Origin of the sequence: Bradyrhizobium sp. NAS96.2 (assembly GCF_001908235.1) — a bacterium.
GTDB lineage: Bacteria > Pseudomonadota > Alphaproteobacteria > Rhizobiales > Xanthobacteraceae > Bradyrhizobium.
Genome location: NZ_LGHK01000043.1, coordinates 118,395 through 137,711, shown reverse-complemented (window position 1 = coordinate 137,711; position 19,317 = coordinate 118,395). Strand labels below are relative to the sequence as shown.

At 65.4% G+C, this 19,317-nt stretch carries 19 protein-coding genes; 5 read left to right on the top strand and 14 right to left on the bottom strand.

What is annotated here, in order from left to right:
- A partial coding sequence (locus tag AC628_RS12250) for a DUF5801 repeats-in-toxin domain-containing protein (protein WP_245321137.1) occupies window positions 1–2,237 on the bottom strand: 2,237 nt, incomplete at its 3' end.
- Between the two features lie 85 nt (window positions 2,238–2,322).
- Here AC628_RS12250 and AC628_RS45235 point away from each other — a divergent pair.
- On the top strand, window positions 2,323–2,913 hold the full coding sequence (locus AC628_RS45235) for a hypothetical protein (RefSeq protein WP_245321136.1): 591 nt from the start codon (window positions 2,323–2,325) through the stop codon (window positions 2,911–2,913).
- A gap of 77 nt (window positions 2,914–2,990) precedes the next feature.
- On the opposite strand, the gene AC628_RS12240 is transcribed toward AC628_RS45235, so the two are convergent.
- Window positions 2,991–3,548, bottom strand: coding sequence for a DUF3617 domain-containing protein (locus AC628_RS12240; protein WP_074127070.1), 558 nt, complete (start codon window positions 3,546–3,548; stop codon window positions 2,991–2,993).
- A 252-nt stretch (window positions 3,549–3,800) separates the two neighbouring features.
- Window positions 3,801–4,367 (bottom strand): DUF3617 family protein, encoded by a 567-nt coding sequence (locus tag AC628_RS42795; RefSeq protein WP_143201560.1) that lies wholly within the window; start codon window positions 4,365–4,367, stop codon window positions 3,801–3,803.
- 300 nt (window positions 4,368–4,667) lie between these two features.
- Between AC628_RS42795 and AC628_RS12230 the strand changes: the two genes are divergently transcribed.
- On the top strand, window positions 4,668–5,042 hold the full coding sequence (locus tag AC628_RS12230; protein ID WP_074127052.1) for a hypothetical protein: 375 nt from the start codon (window positions 4,668–4,670) through the stop codon (window positions 5,040–5,042).
- Between the two features lie 62 nt (window positions 5,043–5,104).
- Here AC628_RS12230 and AC628_RS12225 read toward each other — a convergent pair whose 3' ends face one another.
- The 5 genes from AC628_RS12225 to AC628_RS12205 form a co-directional block, all read right to left on the bottom strand.
- Window positions 5,105–5,365, bottom strand: coding sequence for a hypothetical protein (locus AC628_RS12225; protein WP_074127051.1), 261 nt, complete (start codon window positions 5,363–5,365; stop codon window positions 5,105–5,107).
- Between the two features lie 196 nt (window positions 5,366–5,561).
- Complete coding sequence (locus tag AC628_RS12220) at window positions 5,562–6,332, bottom strand: SDR family NAD(P)-dependent oxidoreductase (protein WP_074127050.1); 771 nt, start codon at window positions 6,330–6,332, stop codon at window positions 5,562–5,564.
- A complete protein-coding gene (locus AC628_RS12215; protein ID WP_074127049.1) occupies window positions 6,333–7,130 on the bottom strand; it encodes an SDR family oxidoreductase in 798 nt (265 codons plus the stop codon).
- A complete protein-coding gene (locus tag AC628_RS12210) occupies window positions 7,130–8,518 on the bottom strand; it encodes a transaminase (protein ID WP_074127048.1) in 1,389 nt (462 codons plus the stop codon). The genes AC628_RS12215 and AC628_RS12210 overlap by 1 nt, the downstream gene beginning before the upstream one ends.
- Window positions 8,515–9,999, bottom strand: a complete 1,485-nt coding sequence (locus AC628_RS12205; RefSeq protein ID WP_074127069.1) for an aldehyde dehydrogenase — start codon at window positions 9,997–9,999, stop codon at window positions 8,515–8,517. Before AC628_RS12205 ends, AC628_RS12210 begins: the two co-directional genes overlap by 4 nt.
- A 222-nt stretch (window positions 10,000–10,221) precedes the next feature.
- Between AC628_RS12205 and AC628_RS12200 the strand changes: the two genes are divergently transcribed.
- The 3 genes from AC628_RS12200 (at window position 10,222) to AC628_RS12190 (ending at window position 13,613) form a co-directional block, all read left to right on the top strand.
- Entirely contained in the window at window positions 10,222–11,484 is a 1,263-nt protein-coding gene (locus AC628_RS12200) for a Tm-1-like ATP-binding domain-containing protein (protein WP_074127047.1), read from the top strand.
- On the top strand, window positions 11,481–12,146 hold the full coding sequence (locus AC628_RS12195; protein WP_074127068.1) for an HAD family hydrolase: 666 nt from the start codon (window positions 11,481–11,483) through the stop codon (window positions 12,144–12,146). The genes AC628_RS12200 and AC628_RS12195 overlap by 4 nt, the downstream gene beginning before the upstream one ends.
- A gap of 114 nt (window positions 12,147–12,260) precedes the next feature.
- A complete protein-coding gene (locus AC628_RS12190) occupies window positions 12,261–13,613 on the top strand; it encodes an aminotransferase class III-fold pyridoxal phosphate-dependent enzyme (RefSeq protein WP_074127046.1) in 1,353 nt (450 codons plus the stop codon).
- On the opposite strand, the gene AC628_RS12185 is transcribed toward AC628_RS12190, so the two are convergent.
- The 6 genes from AC628_RS12185 to AC628_RS12160 all read right to left on the bottom strand — a co-directional run bounded on the left by AC628_RS12185 (window position 13,599) and on the right by AC628_RS12160 (window position 19,317).
- Complete coding sequence (locus AC628_RS12185) at window positions 13,599–13,904, bottom strand: hypothetical protein (protein WP_143201559.1); 306 nt, start codon at window positions 13,902–13,904, stop codon at window positions 13,599–13,601. The genes AC628_RS12190 and AC628_RS12185 overlap by 15 nt on opposite strands.
- An 8-nt stretch (window positions 13,905–13,912) precedes the next feature.
- A complete protein-coding gene (locus tag AC628_RS12180; protein WP_074127067.1) occupies window positions 13,913–15,925 on the bottom strand; it encodes a copper amine oxidase in 2,013 nt (670 codons plus the stop codon).
- A gap of 65 nt (window positions 15,926–15,990) precedes the next feature.
- Window positions 15,991–17,010 carry a branched-chain amino acid ABC transporter permease gene (locus tag AC628_RS12175; RefSeq protein WP_074127066.1) on the bottom strand — a complete coding sequence of 340 codons (1,020 nt, stop codon included), beginning with the start codon at window positions 17,008–17,010 and terminating at the stop codon, window positions 15,991–15,993.
- Window positions 17,011–17,015: 5 nt separating this feature from the next.
- Window positions 17,016–17,882 (bottom strand): branched-chain amino acid ABC transporter permease, encoded by an 867-nt coding sequence (locus tag AC628_RS12170; RefSeq protein WP_074127044.1) that lies wholly within the window; start codon window positions 17,880–17,882, stop codon window positions 17,016–17,018.
- An 18-nt stretch (window positions 17,883–17,900) separates the two neighbouring features.
- A complete protein-coding gene (locus AC628_RS12165; RefSeq protein ID WP_074127043.1) occupies window positions 17,901–18,599 on the bottom strand; it encodes an ABC transporter ATP-binding protein in 699 nt (232 codons plus the stop codon).
- Window positions 18,586–19,317 carry an ABC transporter ATP-binding protein gene (locus AC628_RS12160; RefSeq protein WP_074127042.1) on the bottom strand — a complete coding sequence of 244 codons (732 nt, stop codon included), beginning with the start codon at window positions 19,315–19,317 and terminating at the stop codon, window positions 18,586–18,588. Before AC628_RS12160 ends, AC628_RS12165 begins: the two co-directional genes overlap by 14 nt.

Below are 19,317 nucleotides of genomic sequence, written 5' to 3'. Positions count from 1 at the left end.
CCGTTGATGCCGGCGTTGGTCGCGGCCGACAGATAGGCCTCAAAGGTGTTCAGGGAGTTGACGTTCCCGCTCAGCGAGATCGACGGGCCATCGTCGTGGAACGTGACATGCGAGCTGAGGTCGAGCTTCTGGGCGGCGCTGTCGCCGTCCTTGTCGGTCACCGTCGCGGTCAGCGTCACCAGACCTTCGTTCAGGCTGATGCCTTCACCGGTGTCCGGGCTCGAGGCGATGTTCTCGTGCACCGCGCGGTCCTGCGTCAGCGTCACGTCGCCGGTTGCCGTGTTCACCGTCAGCGTGAACACCAGCCAGGCCGCCTGACCCTCGTGGCCGGCGACATAGCCGGAGATCGTGTTGCCGCTCTGGTCGAGCACAACGCCGAGGCCGGAGTTGCTGTCGATCAGATTGGTCGCCGTGCCGTTGCCGGCAATGCTCAGCGTGTACGCCGTGGTCGCGCCGTCGGCGCCAGTCACAACAGCGAACGCGCCGGCGAAGCTTTCGGTATCCAGCGCATGGCCCTGGGTCGGCACTGCGTCCGGCGTCGAGCCGTTGACGCCCGCATTGGTCGCGGCCGACAGAAACGCCTCGAAGGTGTTCAGCGAACCGACCGTCCCGCTCAGCGAGATCGACGGACCATCGTCGTGGAACGTGACGTGGCTGCTGAGGTCGAGCTTCTGGCTGACGCTGTCACCGTCATTGTCGGTCACCGTCGCCGTCAGCGTCACCAGGCCGCCGGTCAGGCTGATGCCTTCATGGGTGTCCGGGCTCGAGGCGATGTTCTCGTGGATCGCGCGGTCCTGCGTCAGCGTCACGTCGCCGGTCGCGGTGTTCACCGTCAGTGTGAACACCAGCCAGGCCGCCTGGCCCTCATGGCCGGCCACATAGCCGGAGATCGTGTTGCCGCTCTGGTCCAGCACCACGCCGAGACCGGAGTTGCTGTCGATCAGATTGGTCGCGGTGCCATTGGCCGCGATGCTCAGCGCATAGGTCGTGGTGGCGCCGTCGGCGCCGATCACGACGTGAAATGCGCCGGCGAAGTTCTCCTTGTCCAGCGCATGCCCCTGGGTCGGCGACGCATCCGGCGTCGAGCCGTTGATGCCGGCATTGGTCGCGGCCGACAGATAGGCCTCGAAAGTGTTCAGGGAGCTCGCCGTCCCGCTCAGCGAGATCGCCGGGCCGTCGTCGAGGAACGTCAGATGCGGACCGACATCGGCGGTCGCGGTGCCCGTCTGGTTGAAGACGTCGGTCACCGTCGCCGTCAGCGTGACCAGCCCGGCCGGCAGATGCACACCTTCGTTGATGTCACCGCCAACCTCGCCGGTGCCCTCGTGCATCGAGCGAAGATCGGTCAGCGTGATGTGGCCGGTGGCATCAACCGAGATCGTGAAGTCAGCGAGGCCGTTCTGGCCACCTTCCCGGCCGACGATCTGCCCGTTCTCCTGGAACAGGAACACGTGATTGCCGGTCTGCGAATCGATCAGGCCGGAGTCAACGCCTTGCGCGGTGATCGACAGCGCAAAGGCCACCGACTTCTCGCCACCGGGCGCCGTGATGGTGAACGGCATCAGTCCGGTCGCTACGGTCGAACCTGCGGGGCCAAGCCCGGAGCCGGCGATGCTGTTGGTCGCAACGGTCAGGAAGCTCTCGTCCACCGCGAGGTCCGGAGCGACGCCCAGGGAGATGGTGGGTTTGGCAGGCGTCGACCCCTGCGGAAGCGTGGTGCCGGTTATCCCCGGGGTCGTGATATCCGGCAGTCCCTCCGGTCCAGCCAACACGTTGGTTGGCACGGGATCCAGCGGATCAACCGCGAACGGGCTGAAGTTCGCGCCGCTCGCCTGCGCGTTGCCGTTCGAGTTGCCGCCATTGTCGGCCGCCGGCAACACGGACGAGTCCGTGCTGATCGGAAACAGACTTGCAAACTCCTGCACCGAGACGTCGCGCCCTGGCGCCATCTCGATGGTGATGTTGTGCTGCCCGTCCGCGCGGGAGTCGAAGAACGGCTCAACCGTGACGGTCGACTGGTTGTCGAACAGGATGATCAGCTTTTCGCCGATATGAACCAGCGTGATCTTCTCCTTGGCGATCGCCGAGAAGTCGACCTTCACCTTCTGGTCGTATCCGAGATTGACGACGACCGCCTGATCGGTCAGCGGCTTCGTCAGTGTGTAGATTCTTACGGGAGCCGAATTGGTGGAATTGCCGGTGCCGGTAGCCTGAGCGACCTGAAACGAACCCTGCATTATCAACTCCGCAAAATGCGATTAGAGGAAAAGTTGTAGAAAAATTTAGTTTTAGGCTATTGTTAACCCTCCCCCCGGTCAAGGAATGTATTTGGTTAATCAATGCTTTCCGTGGAAGTGTGGTAAAGATCGGACAGGTGGAGGCTGCAAGAACAACGGCTTAGCCCGTTTGACTTGGTCGAAAGGCAGTATTTGCCCGGCCCTGCTCGTCCTGATCGGCGATTTGGAGCGGTCGATGCGTGTGATTCTTCAGGCGTGTGCCGCCGTTTTGATTTGCGGCTCTTTCGGTGCGGCGGCTGCGCAAGCCCCACAACAACCAGTCCCGCCCGAGACCACGGTCGAACGCCAGTATCGGGCGCTCGCCAACCGGGACACCCAAATCGGCATCTATCTTAACGTATTGCCTGATTGCACGTCGGGGCCGCTGCCGACCATCCGGCTGGTCAGTCCACCTACTGCCGGCAAGGTTGTGGTGAAGTCAGCGAAGGCGAAGGCGACCAATTACAAGGCCTGCCTGGCGCTCGAGGTGCCCGCCTATGTCGCCTTCTACAAGGCACCGCCCGAATTCCTCGGCGACGATGTCTTGACCATCGAGGTCAAGTACCAGGGCGGCCGCACCGAGATTCAGAAGATCACCGTCAAGGTCAGCGGGCCCGGCGGCCAGCAAAAGATCTGATAGTGCCGCTGGCGATCTTGGCCCCGCCGATCTAACGGGTGCATCGGCACAAAGCCGCGTCGGGCCTGAACGCCGCCCTAGAGCGGCTCGCCCTCTGCCGTCTCCTGCTCCACATCATGCGAGACCTCGCTCGGTGCGGCGGCCGGCTGGCCAAGCTGTGCCCGCTCCTCGTGACAATCGCTGATCCGGCGAGCGACGACCCGGTCCGTCCGCGGCGCCTGGCCATGGACTTCATTGACCTCGGTATAGGCCTCGTCGCTCAAGACCGTGATGACGGTGCTGACCGGCCCCATGTAGTCGCAGCGGTTGGAGAAGACGTACCTGTTGTTAACCTTCTCCGGCCTTGAGGAATGGCAATTTCCGATCGACGGCGACGAGAACGTCGCCTTCATCGCCTGGGTCGGGTCGACACAGCGCAGCATCTCGCGCTCGAGCAGCTTTTGCCGGACATTCGTGGGCGACACGAGCTCCAGCGTCCGCACGAACCGCCACATCCCTTTCCGGAAGGTCGGCCCGCTGAAGCTCTCCTCGGCCACAGCGCCGTGGGAAGCGAGCAAGGACAGGGAAAGCGCGATCACGGCGCCAAGCGCGCAGGCGAAGACCTTCGACTGCCCGAAGCCCTCACGCGAAGTCATTTGATGAATCCTTATCGGCTGCACGGTGCGCATCGCGTGACTTCACTTGAAGCACGCCCAACCTCACTTCATTCCAGAACACTTCGCGTTAAGGTCGAGTAAATACTGGCCCTTTTTGGTTGAGGTTCTCGGCTGTCGGATCAGAGCCTCACGAAAAAGCCTGGTCCGGGCCCGTCGCAAATCGGGCCCATGCCTCAGCGTCCCAGGAGCTGATCCTGGCAAGCTCGCCGGCTAGCCTGGCTGATCGCCAACCTACTGCTGCAAACGCGCCGGAGCGGACTTTTCGGAGTTGGCCGCACCTCCGTCGTCGCAGTCGCCGATCCTGGTCGCGACGACCGTGTCGGTCCGCGGATTCTCTCCGGTGCTGACCTCGTTGAGCTCGGTATAGGCCTCGTCGCTGCGTACCGTGATGACGGTGCTGACCGTGCCCATGTAATCGCACCGATGCCCGAAGGTGTAGCGATTGCCGACCTTTTCCGGCTTGTCCGAGACGCAGCTTCCGATCGGTTCTGGCGAGAAGGTGGCCTTCATGGCGAAGGTCGGGTCGACGCAGCGCGTCGTCTCCGCGTTGACCACCCGGTACTTGAAATTCTTGTTCGCAGTCCTGACGACGTCGAGCGTTCGGATGAAGCGCCACAGGCCCTTGCGAAAACTGGGACCAGAGAAGGAATGAGTGTCCTGAGCGGGCTGAGCCGCCGTGTCCCGGCCGCTCGCCGGTTGAGGAGATGGTGCCTGTGCATGCGCCGTCAGCGACGACGCGGAGACAATCATCAAGGTCAGTAGCGAACCTGCAATGGCACCACGGAAGTTCATTCCCACCCCCGACGTTCGTCCAAAACCCGTTCGCGTTGCGATCCGGTCAGGCTCTCGAAGCAGTCCCACGAAACGACTCAAGTACCCCTCACCACTTGCAGGCCAATTGTGGCCAGTAAAGGCACGTTGTCGCAGCAGGACTGCCGTCAACCTAATTCCGTTCCACTGCAGCAAACTTGCAACACCCGGCGCTCGAACCCTGTGTCTACCTCTGCCGCAGGTTTGACCTTGGAGCCTTTTTTTGCTCATTTAGCGCGAGTTATTTTTCCTCAGTTACTTAGCCTATCGCTGGACGAGGGGGCACTGATGCGGATTCGGTTTTGCTACATGGTCGCGGGCATTTTGGCTCTGGGTGCAATGCTGTCAGGCAATTCCCGGCCGGCAGCGGCCGCGGATCTCGGCCTGGTCACGAAGGCACCGGTCGGCACCTGCACCGAGATCGTGTTCACCTGCGAGAACGGCCATCAATATCCGCTGTGCCCGCGCGCCGTGTCGGTCGAGGGCGAGGTGGTCACGGCCTCCCTGCTCACCGGCCGTGGCGGCATCCATGTGCGGCACGTTCCGATGGGCGTCGGCTATCGCTACGCGGGCCGCGGCATCTGGCTGGACGGCTTCCGGGAAAACGCGCTGCTCAACTTCGGCAAGCACCATCAGGTGGCCTGCACCATCGCGCACTCATGAGTGCGCGCTTTGCGTCGATCCAATGGGCGTGACGCAGAGCAGCTAAGCCGCCGGGCTGCTCCTCACCCCTTGGTGCGGAGCGCGACGCGCGACGATCGCGAGAACATATACGCCTTCGGATGGACGTAGACCGGGCAGTAATCCTGCCACTGGTAGAGCTGCCAATTCCATTTCCAGCAGCCCGATTCAATCTGCGGCTCCTGCACGTAGTCCAGCCGGTACGGCGGATCGCCAAACGGATAGTCGCCGCATTTCGCCGCCGTCGACGACAGCACGACGATGGAAGCGGCCGCCGCAATGATCACAGAAAATGACTTGTTCATAACGCCCCTCAATCGAATGACGTGACGGCGCGAGAGTGCCAAATCCACCAGGCCTTATCAAGGTGCCGGCGGCCACACTCCGACGCCAATCGATCGTTCTAGGCCGTTTTCGAGCGAAGTGGATCCCGGTTCGCGTGAAGAAGACGCGTCAAAACAAAAATCTAGGGCCGCGTTGCGATTCAATCGGAACGCGGCCCTAGACCGCGCGATTCTGCGTCGGCGAGCGGCCACCGCCATCGGCGACCAGCACCGCTCCGGTCACGAACGACGCATCGTCGGAGGCCAGGAACAGGCAGCATGCCGCGATCTCGGCGGGCTCAGCCATCCGTCCCAAAGCGATCCGCCGTTCGACAGCGCGAAACTCGGTCTCGGCGGTGGTGCCGTTCTGGTCCGCGAGCAGTTGCATTTCATAGGCGCTCATCGGTGTCCGCACCCAGCCCGGCGCAACGGCATTGGCGCGAATGCCGTCGGCGCCGTGGGCGTATGCCAACGAACGCGTATAGGCGACGACGGCCGCCTTGCTGGCGGCGTAGCTTGCGCTGTCCGGGCTGGCATTGAACGCGGCCACCGAGGCGATGTTGACGATCGCGCCGCCGCGCTGCCGCAGCAGCGGCAGGGATGCGCGGCAGACCCGCATGGTCCCCGTCAAGTTCACATCAAGCGTTTTGGCCCAGACCTCGTCGGAGACGCTTGCCGGCTGATCCGGCACGATCAGGCCGGCGGCGTTGACGACGATGTCGAGCCACGCGCCGCAGGCAGCGACGGCTTTGGCAATGTCGTCCGAGCGCGTGACATCGCCATGGACCGCCTGCCCTCCGCACTCCGCCGCCGCGGCGTGAAGCTCGACGTCACCCAAGCCGAACAGCACGACGCGCGCGCCGCTCAACGCCAGCAGCACAGCGGTGGCCCGGCCGATCCCGGTGGCAGCGCCCGTCACCAGCGCGGTCTTTCCGTCGAGCCGCGGCATCTAGACTCCCCACTGCCGTTCGACGGCAAATCCGGTCTCCGGCAGCGTCGAGCCGCCGTCGACGACGATGGTCTGCCCGGTGACGTATCTGGCCTCAGCGGACGCGAGATAGAGCATCGCGCAGGCGATGTCGTCGGCGCTCCCCATGTGTCCCATCGGAATGAAGCGTTCGAGCTTCGCCTTGTTCTCCGGCGCGCTCATGGTGCCGCGGCCCGGCTTCTCGATGAAGCCGGCCTCGACGCCATTGACCGTGATGCCGTCGCGCGCGAGTTCGAAGGCGGCACCGCGGATGAACGCGTTCGCGCCGGCTTTCGCCGCCGAGTAATGCGCACCGCCGCCCATCGCAACGCGCGCGGACACCGAAGACGTCACGAGGATGCGCCCGTAGCGGTTGGCGCGCATGTGCGGAATTGCAGCCTGCGCGAGCCAGATGCTGGCGTTCAGGTTCAGCGCCAGCGTCTCGTCGAGCTTTGCTTCGTCGAGCTCTTCCAGCGAGGCCCATGGACAACCGCCGGCATTGTGCACGACGATATCGAGCCGGCCGCATCTGGCGGCGACGTCGTCGACCATTGCACGCAAGCTGCTGCGGTCCAGCTTGTCGAACGGAATGCAATGCACTGTCCGTCCATCAGCCGCCAGTTCGCGCGCCAGCGCCTCGGCCACATCAGGCGTGCGGTTGGCGATCACCGCGGTCGCACCGGCCTGCGCAAGCCGTGTCACGATAGCGGCGCCGATTCCCCTGCCGCCGCCGGTGACGATGGCGACCCGGCCGTCAAGATTGAACGGAGGCGCCTGCATCAGATTGCTCCCGCTCCGCGCAGCAAATCGATGAACTGCGCGAACACCGCGGTGTGCTTGTCGACGTCCCGCCCCGACGTCGCCGGACACATCAGCAGCATGGTGTGGAACGGCGTCACCAGAATGCCCTCATTCATGTAGAACGCATGCAGCAAGGTCTCGAGATCGGGTTGCCGGCCCGCAATCACGTCGGCGCCACTGCGCGGCGGCTGCGGCATGAACATGATCTCGGCGCGCGCGCCGATCTGCGTGACGTGCCAGGGCAGACCGGCCGCCGCGATCAGCCGGCGCGCCTCCTGCGCGAGCGAGGTCGCGGTGCCGATCATCCGCTCGTAATTCGCTGAGGTCAGAACCTGCTCCAGCACCGCCCGCATGGTGGCGACCGTCAGCGCGTTGCCCGCGAGCGTGCCGCCGAAGCCGAGATGCGCCGACTGCCGCTGGCGCGGATTGACGTGGGGGACGAGTTTCCACAGCCGCTCGGCGATCTCCTGGCTGAGCCCGAATACGCCGGCGGGAATGCCGCCCGCGATCGCCTTGCCCGCGACGAGAATGTCGGACTCCAATCCATACGCCTGGCTGTAACCTCCCGGTCCGCAGGACAGCGTATGCGTCTCGTCGATGATGAGCACGGTGCCGGCGCGCCGGGTCAGGTCGCGCAACGCCTGGTGGAAACCAGGATCGACTGGGATCATGCCGAAATTCGTCATCAGCGGCTCGGTCAGCACGCAGGCTACGTCACCCTGCGCCAGCGCCGCCTCAAGTGCCGCGACATCGTTGAACTCGACCACCCGGCTCACCGCATCATGATCGATGCCGTTGGGGTGGATCATGTTGCGCAGGCCGACGCGGCCGTCGCGGATCTCGACATGCGCCTCCTCGACGCCGCCATGATAGCAACCGGAGAACACCAGCACCTTGCGCCGGCCGGTGATCATGCGCGAGATGCGGATCGCGGCGCGGTTGGCATCGGTCGCCGACGTCGTCAGTGTCCAGTATTTCGGACCGAAGCGGCGCGACAGTTCGGCGCCGACCCAGAGACTGTCTTCGGTCGGCAGCATCATGGTCGCACCGCGCTTGAGCTGCGCGAGCGCGGCCTCAGTCACTGCCTCCGGCGCGTGCCCGCACATGCCGCCGGTGTCGCCGAGGCAGAAATCGATGTAGTCGCGGCCGTCGATATCCCGGATATGCGCGCCCTGCGCCTCCTCGGCATAAACCGGGAAGCCGCCGGCCCAGCGCCGCATCCAGTGCGACGGACCGCCGTACAGATAGTGCTGCCGGCCTTCCTGCCACGCCGCAGCCGATCGCGGATGCAGTGCCTTGAAGCGCTCCTGCTCGGCATCGAGCAATCGGTTCAGCACGCCGGTGCGTGCAGCAGCCAAAGATGTCATAGCGCGATCCAGGCGGTCTTGAGGTCGGTATAGGCGTCGAGTGCATGGAGCGACTTGTCGCGTCCAAAACCTGATTGCTTGAAGCCGCCGAGCGGCACCGTGATGTCGGCGCCGCCATAAGCGTTGACGTGCACGACGCCGGCTTTGATGGCGCGCACCATACGGTGCGCCGTCGACAGGCTTCCGGTCCACACCGCCGATGCAAGTCCATACGGCGTTGCATTCGCGAACGCTGTCGCATCGTCCTCGCTGTCGAACCGCGTGACTGCGAGCACCGGGCCGAATACCTCCTCGCGCCAGACTTCCATCGACGGCGTCACCTCGGCGAGGATCGCCGGCGCCATGAAGTTGCCGCCGCTCTCGGCGCGGATCTGTTCGCCGCCGACCAGCCGCTTCGCGCCCTGCGCTTCCGCGCGGGCAACGGCGTCCAGATTCTTGCGCATCTGCACTTGGCTCGAGATAGCGCCGATATCAGAAGTTAGTTCGAGCGGATCGCCGACCTTCAGCTTCGCCGTGGCGTCGAGCAGCGCAGCCATGAAGCGGTCATAGATCGCCGCCTGCACCAGCAGCCGCGAGCCGGCGACGCAGACCTGACCCGAATTGCGGAAGATGCCGCTCGCGGAGACCTTGGCCGCATGCTTGATGTCGGGCACATCCGCAAACACGATGTTGGGCGACTTGCCGCCGAGCTCGAGGTGGACGCGCTTCAGGTTCGAGCGCGCCGAGCATTCCAGCAGCCGCCGGCCGACCGCACCCGAGCCGGTGAAGGCCAGCACATCGACATCCAGATGCAATGCGAGCGCCTCGCCGGCCGATGTGCCGCGGCCGGTGACGACGTTGAGCACGCCATCCGGCAGGCCCGCCTCGGTCGCAAGCTCTGCAAGCCGCAACAGCGTGAGCGAGGCGAGTTCCGGCGGCTTGACCACGACCGAGTTTCCGGCGGCGAGCGCCGGGCCGATCTTCCAGGCCCCGATCATCAGCGGAAAATTCCAGGGCACAATGACGCCGACGACGCCGAGCGGCTCGCGATGCACGAGCCCGAGCACGTCGACCGAGGTCGGCGCGATCTCGCCATAGACCTTGTCGATCGCCTCGGCGTAGTAGCGGATCGTGCCCGCCGCCGACAGCGGCTCGGCCTTGTAGGCCATGCCGATCTCGGTGCCGTTGTCGCGCACGCCGAGCACCGCGATCTCGAGCGCGTGCTGCTCGATCAGATCGGCGAACCGCAGCAGCACCTTCTTGCGCTGCGCGGGGGCCGCGCGCGACCAGCTGCCCTGCTCGAAGACCTGCCGTGCCCGTGACACCGCACGGTCGACGTCGGCGGCATCGCCGTCTGCAATGGTCGTCAGCACCCTGCCGTCGATCGGCGACACCACGTCAAGCCGCGCATTGCCGACTGCGGGCGACGGTCGGCCGCCGATGAAAAGTTGCTGGGCCGGAATTGCGGCCGAGCGAAGTTGATCGATCTGGGCTTGCTGCATGCGGATCATTGTGAGGGTGGCAAAAGCGGCTCCCGAGTGAGGATCGCTGGCATCGTGCAATCCTCGCCAAATCAAGGCTTTGGCAGCAATCAACCGATAGGTGGATGTCGCCTCGGCGACCATCCCCATAGCGTGATCGCACGATGGCCGAACGCTCCGCACGCTCGGTGCAAACCAGTCGCCCACGATCATTCACGCCTGCCGGCGAGCACTGACAAGGTCATGCCTGAGATTACGCAGCCCCGCATTCTCCTGATCGGAACGGGAGACACCAAGGCCGACGAACTGCTGTTCATGAGCGAGTGCATCGCGCGTGCCGGCGGTCGCACCATCATGATGGACATCAGCGTGCTCGGCGATCCGCCGTACCAGGCGGCGCACGACAAGCATGCGGTCGCGGCCGCCGCGCAAACCACGATCGCGGCGATTGCATCGAGCGGCGACGAGAATTCCGCGATGTCATTGATGGCGATCGGCGCCGCCAATCTGGCGCGCGATCTCGCAGCCCGCGATGCGATCGACGGCGTGATCGCGATCGGCGGCACGATGGGCACCGACCTTGCGCTCGACGTCGCGCAGGCGCTGCCGCTCGGCCTGCCGAAGCTGATCGTCTCGACCGTCGCCTTCTCGCATCTGATCCCGCCCGAGCGCGTCGCGGCCGACCTGATGATGATCCTGTGGGCCGGCGGCCTCTACGGCCTCAACGGCACCTGCACCGTCGTGCTGTCGCAGGCCTGCGGCGCGATCGTCGGCGCGGCACGGAGCGCAATCAAGCCGCGCAAGGACCGGCCGGTGGTTGCGATCACCTCGCTTGGCAAGAGCTGCCTGCGCTACATGGTGGAGCTGAAGCCGCAGCTGGAGCGGCGCGGCTACGAGGTGGTCGTCTTTCACACCACCGGCATGGGCGGTCGCGCGATGGAGTCGATCGCCGCGCAAGGCGGTTTCGCCGCCGTGCTCGATCTCAGCCTGCAGGAAGTCGCCAATCAGCTGACCGGCTCGGTGGTCAATTCCGGTGCTGACCGGCTGGAGAATGCAGGCCGAGCCGGCATTCCACAGATCGTCGCGCCCGGCGCGATCGACATGGTCGACTTCCCGGCGTGGCTTGGCGTTCCACAGGAGCTGTCGGATCGTCCGTTCCACGCGCATAACCGGCTGCTTGCGTCGGCGACGTCAGGGGCCGCCGATCGCCAGCGGATCGCGCGCGCAATTGCCGGGAAGCTGTCCGGCGCCAGTGCACCGGTTGCCTTCGTGCTGCCCGCCGGCGGCATCCAGCAATGGGACCGCGAGGGTGAAGTCCTGCACGATCCCGGCGCGCTCGCCGCCTTTGTCGATGAGATGCGGTCGGCGGTGCAGCCGCCGGTCGAGCTGCACGAGATCAGAGACCACATCAACAGCGCAGCATTCAACGAAACGGTGCTCGGCATCTTCGACCGATGGGTCGCCGCCGGCATCATCCGCCCCGGGCGCGCGACGGTGGCCGCATGACGCGGCCGCTCGCAAAGGCGCTGGTGCTCGACTTCGGCGGCGTAATCTCGAAGACCCTGTTCGAGACCCATGATCTGACCGAGCGCGCGCTCGGGCTCGCGCCGCGCACGCTGAAATGGCTCGGACCGTTCGCGCCCGACAGCGATCCGCTCTGGGCGGCGATGCAGCGCGGCGAGATTTCCGAACGCGACTACTGGCTGACCCGCAGCCGCGAGGTCGGGCGCATGGTCGGCGAAGACTGGCACGACATGGAAACCTTCGTGAAACGGGCGCGCGGCGCCAATCCCGAAACCGTGATCCGCCCCGAGGCGGCGCGCGCGATCACCCTCGCCGCCGATGCCGGGTTCCGGCTCGCCATCCTCTCGAACGAGCTCGACCTGTTCTATGGTGCGGATTTCCGCACCCGCCTGTCCATCCTCAAGCGCTTCGATACCATCGTCGATGCGACCCATACCGGGATCCTGAAACCTGACCCGCGCGCCTATCAAAGCGTGCTGGACGAACTGGCGCTGGAGGCAGACAATTGCGTGTTCGTCGACGACCAGCGCCGCAACATCACGGGCGCCGCCGCGTGCAATATGCGCACGGTGCTGTTTGACGTGCGCAGCCCCGCCGCGTCCTACAGCGAGGCGCTGCGGCATTTCGGGCTGCAATTCGAGTAAAGCGTTTTCGAGCGAAGTGGATACCGGTTCGCGTGAAGAAAGCGCGTCAAAATGAGAATCTGGAGCCTCCGCTCCATCGGGACGAAAAAGGCCCTAGCCGGACAGAGAACGATCATGCGCGACAGAAACTTCCTGGTTGAGAACAACGCCAAGCCGATCTGGCACCCGATGGCCCATCCCGCCGAGATGCGGGCGCAGCCGCCGCGGATCGTGATGAAGGGCGAAGGCGTCCACGTCACCGACATCGACGGCAAGACCGTGATCGATGCGGTCGGCGGCCTGTGGAACGTCAATCTCGGCTACAGCTGTGATCCGATCAAGCAGGCGATCGCAGACCAGCTCAGTGCGCTGCCGTATTATTCGGGGTTCCGCGGCACCTCATCCGGCCCCTCGATCGAGCTCGCCTACGAGCTCACCGAATGGTTCAAGCCGGAGGGCATGGTTCGCGCCTTCTTCACGTCAGGTGGATCGGACTCGGTCGAGACCGCGCTGCGGCTGGCGCGGCAGTACTGGAAGATCAAGGGCCAGGCCGACCGGACCAAATTCCTGGCGCTGAAGAAGGGCTATCACGGCACCCATTTCGGCGGCGCCTCCGTCAACGGCAACGCCAACTTCCGCCGCAACTATGAGCCGATGCTGCCGGGCGTGTTCCATATCCCGGCGCCGTCGACCTATCGCAACCCCTTCAACGAGACCGATCCCGCAAAACTCGCGCAGCTCTGCGCGGCGGCGATGGAAGAGGAGATCGCGTTCCAGGGCGGTGACACCATCGCGGCCTTCATCATGGAGCCGGTGCTGGGGGCCGGCGGCGTGATCGTGCCGCCGGACAATTTCATGAAACTGGCGCGCGAGATCTGCGACCATCACGGGATCCTGATGATCGCGGACGAGGTCGTCACCGGTTTCGGACGCACCGGCGCGTGGTCCGGCTCGCGGCTATGGGGCGTGAAGCCGGACATGATGACGATGGCCAAGGCGATCACCTCGGGCTATTTCCCGCTCGGCGTGACGCTGATCGGCGAGCAAGTCGCCGAAGCCTTCGAGGCCGACACCACGACGTTCGGCTCGATCGGCCATGGCTACACCTATTCCGGCCATCCGGTCGGCTGCGCCGCGGGCATTGCGGCGCTCGCCGAGACCCGCCGCCTCAAGCTTGACGAGAACGCCGCCGCGCGCGGCAAGGACCTTGCGCAGGCGCTGGCCGCGCTCAAGGCCAAGCATCCGCTGGTCGGCGACGTCAGGGGCAAGGGCCTGATGGCCGCGCTCGAGCTGGTCGCCGATCGCGACAGCAAGAAGCCCGCGGACAAGAAGACGATGGCGAAGGTCGCAGATGTCGCCTACGAGGCCGGCGTGATGCTGCGCGTCTCCGGGAACAACCTCATCCTGTCCCCGCCCCTCATCCTCACCTCACTGGATGTGAAGGCGATCGCCGAAGGGATCGACGCCGGCCTCTCAGCGGCCGGCTGACAGCGCACTGACGCAGGCCATGGCGCGCTCGAACGGCGCGCCATCCGCCTTGTCGCGGTCGAGGCAATCGGCCAGCGATGCCGCTGACATTCGCTGATCGGTGCAGAAGATCCGCATGAAGTCAGCGGCGAGCGCGACCTTGCGCGGCGCAGGCTGGCGTTCCCATTCACCGCTGCTCAGATAGAGCAAGGACGCGTCGTCAGCGCCGCTTTCCGCCGCAGCACTGCGCGCGGCTGGCTGCGCGGCCGACAGCGCCAGCAGCGCGCCGGCCATCGCGCCCAGGCGATGCACGCGACCCCTCACTTGCTCTCCCTGGCGTTCACCATCGGCGGCACGTCGAGCGCGGGATTGCGATCGAAGAAGTTGAATGGACGCAGCCGGAAGCCATGCCAGAGGCCGGGCATCACGGGCCAATCCTCGGCCCGCGGCACGTGGCGGAAGCCGACCGTGTACCACAGCACGAGGTCGCGATCCTCGATCGGGCGCTTCGCCGCGGTCCATTTCGGCAGGCCGTCGACGTCGGGGTTTTCATTCGGGTACATGCCCGCGGCGTAGCGCTCATCCCTGGCGTAGGCCGAGCTCCACAGCGTGTAGGCGCTGAAGCCTGCGCGTAACTGGATCGGATCATCCTTGGCGAGCAGCGAGACGTCGGAATGGCCGGGCATGATCTGATAGCTCGTCCGATAGCCCTGCTTGTTGGTCTTGCCTGCACTCTCGATCCTGAACTGCGCGGCGCTCAGCGGCGTCGTGACCGGCCCTTCGGTCGCGACCGGCTTGGTGTCGACCTGCCACAGGCTCTTGCGCTGGCCCTGCTCCAGCCGCCGGACGCTGAAGCGATCCTCAACCAGCCGGTTCGAGGTGCCGTCGACGTCCATGTCGATCCGGAAGGTCATGTAGTGATCGTGATTGACCGCCAGCAGCCGCTCGTCGACCAGCGTGCCATAGGCCGTATCCTGCGCGGCGGTGGGGTCGCTGAGCGTCTTGCTCGCCACGCCCTTGGTCGCGTCGATGCCGTAGGCGCCGAGCCGGACATCGATATTGCCGGCGCGGTCGAACACGTAGTCCACGAGGTAGTCGTAATTGCCGACCACCGGGGCCATCCGCACCACCAGCTCGTTGTTCGGGCGCACTTCGGCGGTGTTGTTGATCAGCTCGCTGTGGCGCCAGATCGGATCGCCGGTCGGGCGCTCGAAAATGCAGACCGCGCCCTTGGAGACGACCGGATTGCCCTTGGTGTCCGAGATCGTCAGGTCGAGGAAATGCGCGCCTTCAGGACAGTCGATGCCACGCTGCAATTCGCTGGAGAGCACGCCAAAGCCGTATTCGCCGATATCCATATAGGCGCGGAACGACCAGGTCGGCGCCGGGTCCATATAGGGCACGAACATCTCGCTCGCGGAGATCTGATAGGCGATATCGCGGAATGTGCCATGGTCGTCGTAGCGGATCAGCGACAGCACCGCGCCGACGCGCGGCTCGAGGCGGACATGGAACGACCAATTGTCCCAACGAACCTGGCCGCCCTCCACCTTCACATTGCTGCCCTCTGGCGCGGTGATCTCGATCGGCTTCGGCGGCTTGCGATATTTTCCGGAGTCGGCATAGGCGTGCGAGGGCGTCTGCGGCGGTGGCGGCATCACGCCGAGATCAGTCACTGACAGCACCGATTTGCTCTTGAGATCGACCTGCGCCACCAGGTTCTCGATCGGCTTGCCCCAGAGATTGTTGCCAGCGCCGGTGGTGTCGACGCAGGGTACGTTGAGCAGGCGGCGGCCCTTCAGGGCCGGGTCGCTCACTGGCCCGACCGTGAGCGGCAGGCACATGACGTTGCGGAAATCGGTGATGCCGCGCTTGGCCATCGCGGCGATCCAGCGCGGGTCCTGCTTCGGCAGGTCGCCGGCGGACATCAGCTCGTCGATGGTCAGCGCGGCTTCATGATCGCTGACCTCGTCCCAGCCGACCAAGCTGCGCGCGGCGAGATCGATATGCGCTTCGTAGAGGTGGCCGCCGCTCAGCAACGTCGCGATGGCGCGGCGCGCGAATGGCTGTCCGGGCTTCCACGCCCGCACCTCGTCCTTGGGATCCTCCTCGACCGTCATGGAGACGACCCGCGCGGCATCGTCGAGCTTGCCGGCGCCACGGAGGATTTCAGAGACCGAACGGATCTCGTCGGTGGTCAGTCCGTCCATCGGGTGCGTTGCGGCTGCTTGCGGCCACATCCTGCGCTCGGCTTGCGCGGCCGTCGGCGCCGTCAATGTCGCCGCAACCAGGCCCGCCACTGCCCATCCGCATCCCCGAAATATCAGAGCCATCACGCCCTCCACTCAAAGCCAGAACGGTCAGAATACAAGCAATGGTGACGGCGTGAAGGCCCGCTTCATCCGGTAACCCGTTCCGACGCGCCCGGCAGGATGGTCGCGGTGGCCGGACGCGGCGCGGCGTGGTGGACATCGAGCAGCCGCACGCCAAGGCGATCGCGCAAAGCCGGCCAGATGCCGCGCGGCGCCACGATCATCACGACGACGGCGATGATGCCGAGCCCGACCAGATACCAGCCGCCGGACAGGCCGAGCGGTCCGGTCATCAATTCGCGCAGGCCGAAGAAGATGATGACGCCGAGGATCGGGCCTTCCAGCGTGCCGATGCCGCCGATGATCACGATGAACATCATGTAGACCGACCAGTTGACGTCGAAGGCCGCGAGCGGCGCGATGAACAGATTGCCCATGAAGCTGAGCGCACCGGCCAGCCCGCATCCCGCCGCCGACAGCACGAAGGCGATGAAGCGGTTATGGCGGACGTCGACGCCGACGCTCATCGCGGCAAGATCGTTGTCGCGCACGCTCATCAGCCCGAGCCCGAAGCTGGAGGTCATCACCTTGTAAAGCGCAGCGATGGTGACGAGTGTCAGGCCGCCGGCGAGCCAGAACATCGTCGGCTCGAACCAGTCGAAATCGATCAGCTTGCTGGTCGCCAGCGGCATGCCCGAGGTGCCGCCGACCTCCTGCGATTTCATCGTGAACGCGCCGATGATCTCGGCAAACACCCACATCGCGATCGAGAAATAGGCGTCGCGCAGCCGGAACAGCGGAAACGCGATGATCGCGGCGACGGCGCCGGCGACCAGCGGCGCCACCGGCAGCACCCAGATCGGGGTGACCTCGAGCCAGCCCGAGGTCAGGAACAGCGCATAGGCGCCGAAGGCGATGAACACCTGGTGGCCGAGCGAGACCAGTCCGGCATAGCCCGCCAGCAGGTTCCACATCTGCGCCATCGTCAGCAGCAGCAGGCATTCGGTCGCGAGCCGCAGAAAACCCTCGTTCAGCACGAAGGGCGCACTAGCAATGAGCGCGACGAACACGATGGTAGAGGCCAGGAGAACTGTCCGCGTCGGCATCGGCGTCACACCCTGCTCGACACGAGACCCGACGGGCGGATCAGCAGCATGATGAAGAACAACAGATGCGCATAGAGCAGCCCGGCATTCGGGTCGATCTTCAGCCCGATCAATTGCGCCATGCCGAGCGCGATGCCACCGAGCAGCGCGCCCCAGAACGAGCCGAGCCCGCCGAGCACCACGACCTCGAAGGCGATCAGCAGCCGCTCGGCGCCCGAGAATGGCGTGAAGCTCGAGCGTACCGCGAGCAGCACGCCGCCGATCGCGCCGAGCGCGAGCGACAGGCCCATCACGTAGTTATAGACCCGGTCCGGCTTGACCCCGGACAGCCGGACGATGTCGCGGCGGTCGGCGGTGGCGCGCACGATCCGGCCGAACTCGGTGTGGCGCAGCACGAGCTGCAGCGCCATGAACAGCAATGCGGCGAGCACCAAGGTCAGCAGCGGCATGATCCCGATGTTGAGGCCGGCGATTTCGAGGCTGGCGCGGGAGAGCTCGCCGACCTGCAGGCTGCGCACGTCGGCGCCGAAGATCTCGACCATGACATTGCGCAGGATCACCGAGACGCCGAAGGTCAGCAGCAGCGGCGACAGCGGATCGGGCGACGTCACGACCCGGTTGACGATGACCGCCTGGTAGAGCCATCCGACCGCAAAGGACAAAGCGATCACCGGGATCAGCATCAGCAGCGGCGGCACCTGCGGAAACAGATTGGAAAGCAGCACGGCGCAGAACGCGCTCAGCACCATGAACTCGCCATGCGCGATGTTGACGACGCGCATCACGCCGAACACCAGCGCGAGCCCGATGCCGAGCAGCGCGTAGAGCCCGCCCAGCAGGGCCCCGTTGATCAATGTCTCAACCCAGATCATGTTCGTTGCCAATCCTGGCTAGTTTCCGAAATAGGCGTGCGTCAGCTGCTCCGGCTGCAACCCTTGCGCCGGACCGGTCAGCGACACCCGCCCCTTCAACAGGCAATAAATTCGCTCGGAGGTCGCGAGCGCGCGCTTGACGTCCTGCTCGACCAGCACGACGGCGGTGCCCTCGCGGCGAATGTCGGCAAACGAGCGATAGATCTGCTCGACCACGACGGGCGCGAGCCCGAGCGAAATCTCGTCGCACAGCAGCAGCCGCGGGTTCGACATCAGCGCGCGGCCGATCGCCGCCATCTGCTGCTGGCCGCCGGAGAGCTGGCCGGGAAACATCCGCCGCCGCTCTTCCAGGATCGGGAACAGGTCGAACACCCGCCGCAGCGTCCAGCTGCCGTTGCGCCGGTTGACGCTGCCCATCAGTAGGTTTTCCTCGATGGTCAGCGAGTCGAACAGCAGCCGGCCCTCGGGCACCATGATGAGCCCGAGCCGCGACACCTGTTCGGCCGGCATCTGCGAGATGTCGATGCCGTCGAAAAGCACCGCCCCGCGCCGCTCCTCGTTGAGCCCGACCAGCGCCTTCAGGAACGTCGACTTGCCCGCGCCGTTGGCACCGACCAGCGCCACCGCCTCGCCGTCGGCGACGGTGAAATTCATGTCGAACACCGCCTGGAGATCGCCGTAGAAGATCTGCAGGCCGTTCACATCAAGCAACGCCATCGGCCTTCAATCCCATATAGATCTCGCGCACCACGGCGCTGTCCATGACGTCAGCCGGCGGCCCTTCCAGCACCTTGCGACCGAAATCGAGCACCAGGATACGATCCGACACCGCACGCAGCGCGTGCGGAATGTGCTCGATCCAGATCATGGCGTGATCGGCCTTCACGCCCTTGATGATGGCAACCAGCCGCTCGACCTCAGGCTCGGTGAGGCCAGCGGCGATCTCGTCGAGCAGGATCAGCTTCGGCTTTGAGGCCAGCGCCTTGGCGAATTCCAACCGCTTGCGGTCGATCAGCGGCAAGGCGCCCGCAAGCTTGTCCGCCTTGGCGTCGAGCCCGGTCCGCTGCAACACCTCCATGGTCCAGGTCGATGCCGCCTCGCCGTACAGGCCCGCGCCGTAGGACGCCGCGACCAGCGCGTTCTCATAGACCGACAGATGCGGAAACGGCTGCGGGATCTGGAACGCGCGTCCGAGCCCCATCCGCGCCCGGCGGTGCGGCGGCAGTCCCGTGATCTCCTTGTCGTCGAGCATGATCGACCCGGCGTCGGCGGTAAGCAGGCCGACGATCAGGTTGAGCAGCGAGCTCTTGCCGGCGCCGTTCGGGCCGATCACGCCGAGGCATTCGCCGCGCGCCAGCTCGAAGCTGACGTTGTCGGCGACCACGATCTCGCCGAAGCGCTTGGAGAGCCCGCTGACGCGCAGAAGCGGTGCCAT

Bases quoted from the DNA above. Each gene is read 5' to 3' on its own strand.
- AC628_RS45235 (WP_245321136.1), top strand. From the start codon at position 2,323: ATGTATTTGGTTAATCAATGCTTTCCGTGGAAGTGTGGTAAAGATCGG.
- AC628_RS12240 (WP_074127070.1), bottom strand. From the start codon at position 3,548: ATGACTTCGCGTGAGGGCTTCGGGCAGTCGAAGGTCTTCGCCTGCGCG.
- AC628_RS12230 (WP_074127052.1), top strand. From the start codon at position 4,668: ATGCGGATTCGGTTTTGCTACATGGTCGCGGGCATTTTGGCTCTGGGT.
- AC628_RS12225 (WP_074127051.1), bottom strand. From the start codon at position 5,365: ATGAACAAGTCATTTTCTGTGATCATTGCGGCGGCCGCTTCCATCGTC.
- AC628_RS12220 (WP_074127050.1), bottom strand. From the start codon at position 6,332: ATGCCGCGGCTCGACGGAAAGACCGCGCTGGTGACGGGCGCTGCCACC.
- AC628_RS12215 (WP_074127049.1), bottom strand. From the start codon at position 7,130: ATGCAGGCGCCTCCGTTCAATCTTGACGGCCGGGTCGCCATCGTCACC.
- AC628_RS12210 (WP_074127048.1), bottom strand. From the start codon at position 8,518: ATGACATCTTTGGCTGCTGCACGCACCGGCGTGCTGAACCGATTGCTC.
- AC628_RS12205 (WP_074127069.1), bottom strand. From the start codon at position 9,999: ATGCAGCAAGCCCAGATCGATCAACTTCGCTCGGCCGCAATTCCGGCC.
- AC628_RS12200 (WP_074127047.1), top strand. From the start codon at position 10,222: ATGCCTGAGATTACGCAGCCCCGCATTCTCCTGATCGGAACGGGAGAC.
- AC628_RS12195 (WP_074127068.1), top strand. From the start codon at position 11,481: ATGACGCGGCCGCTCGCAAAGGCGCTGGTGCTCGACTTCGGCGGCGTA.
- AC628_RS12190 (WP_074127046.1), top strand. From the start codon at position 12,261: ATGCGCGACAGAAACTTCCTGGTTGAGAACAACGCCAAGCCGATCTGG.
- AC628_RS12180 (WP_074127067.1), bottom strand. From the start codon at position 15,925: ATGGCTCTGATATTTCGGGGATGCGGATGGGCAGTGGCGGGCCTGGTT.
- AC628_RS12175 (WP_074127066.1), bottom strand. From the start codon at position 17,010: ATGCCGACGCGGACAGTTCTCCTGGCCTCTACCATCGTGTTCGTCGCG.
- AC628_RS12170 (WP_074127044.1), bottom strand. From the start codon at position 17,882: ATGATCTGGGTTGAGACATTGATCAACGGGGCCCTGCTGGGCGGGCTC.
- AC628_RS12165 (WP_074127043.1), bottom strand. From the start codon at position 18,599: ATGGCGTTGCTTGATGTGAACGGCCTGCAGATCTTCTACGGCGATCTC.
- AC628_RS12160 (WP_074127042.1), bottom strand. From the start codon at position 19,317: ATGGCACCGCTTCTGCGCGTCAGCGGGCTCTCCAAGCGCTTCGGCGAG.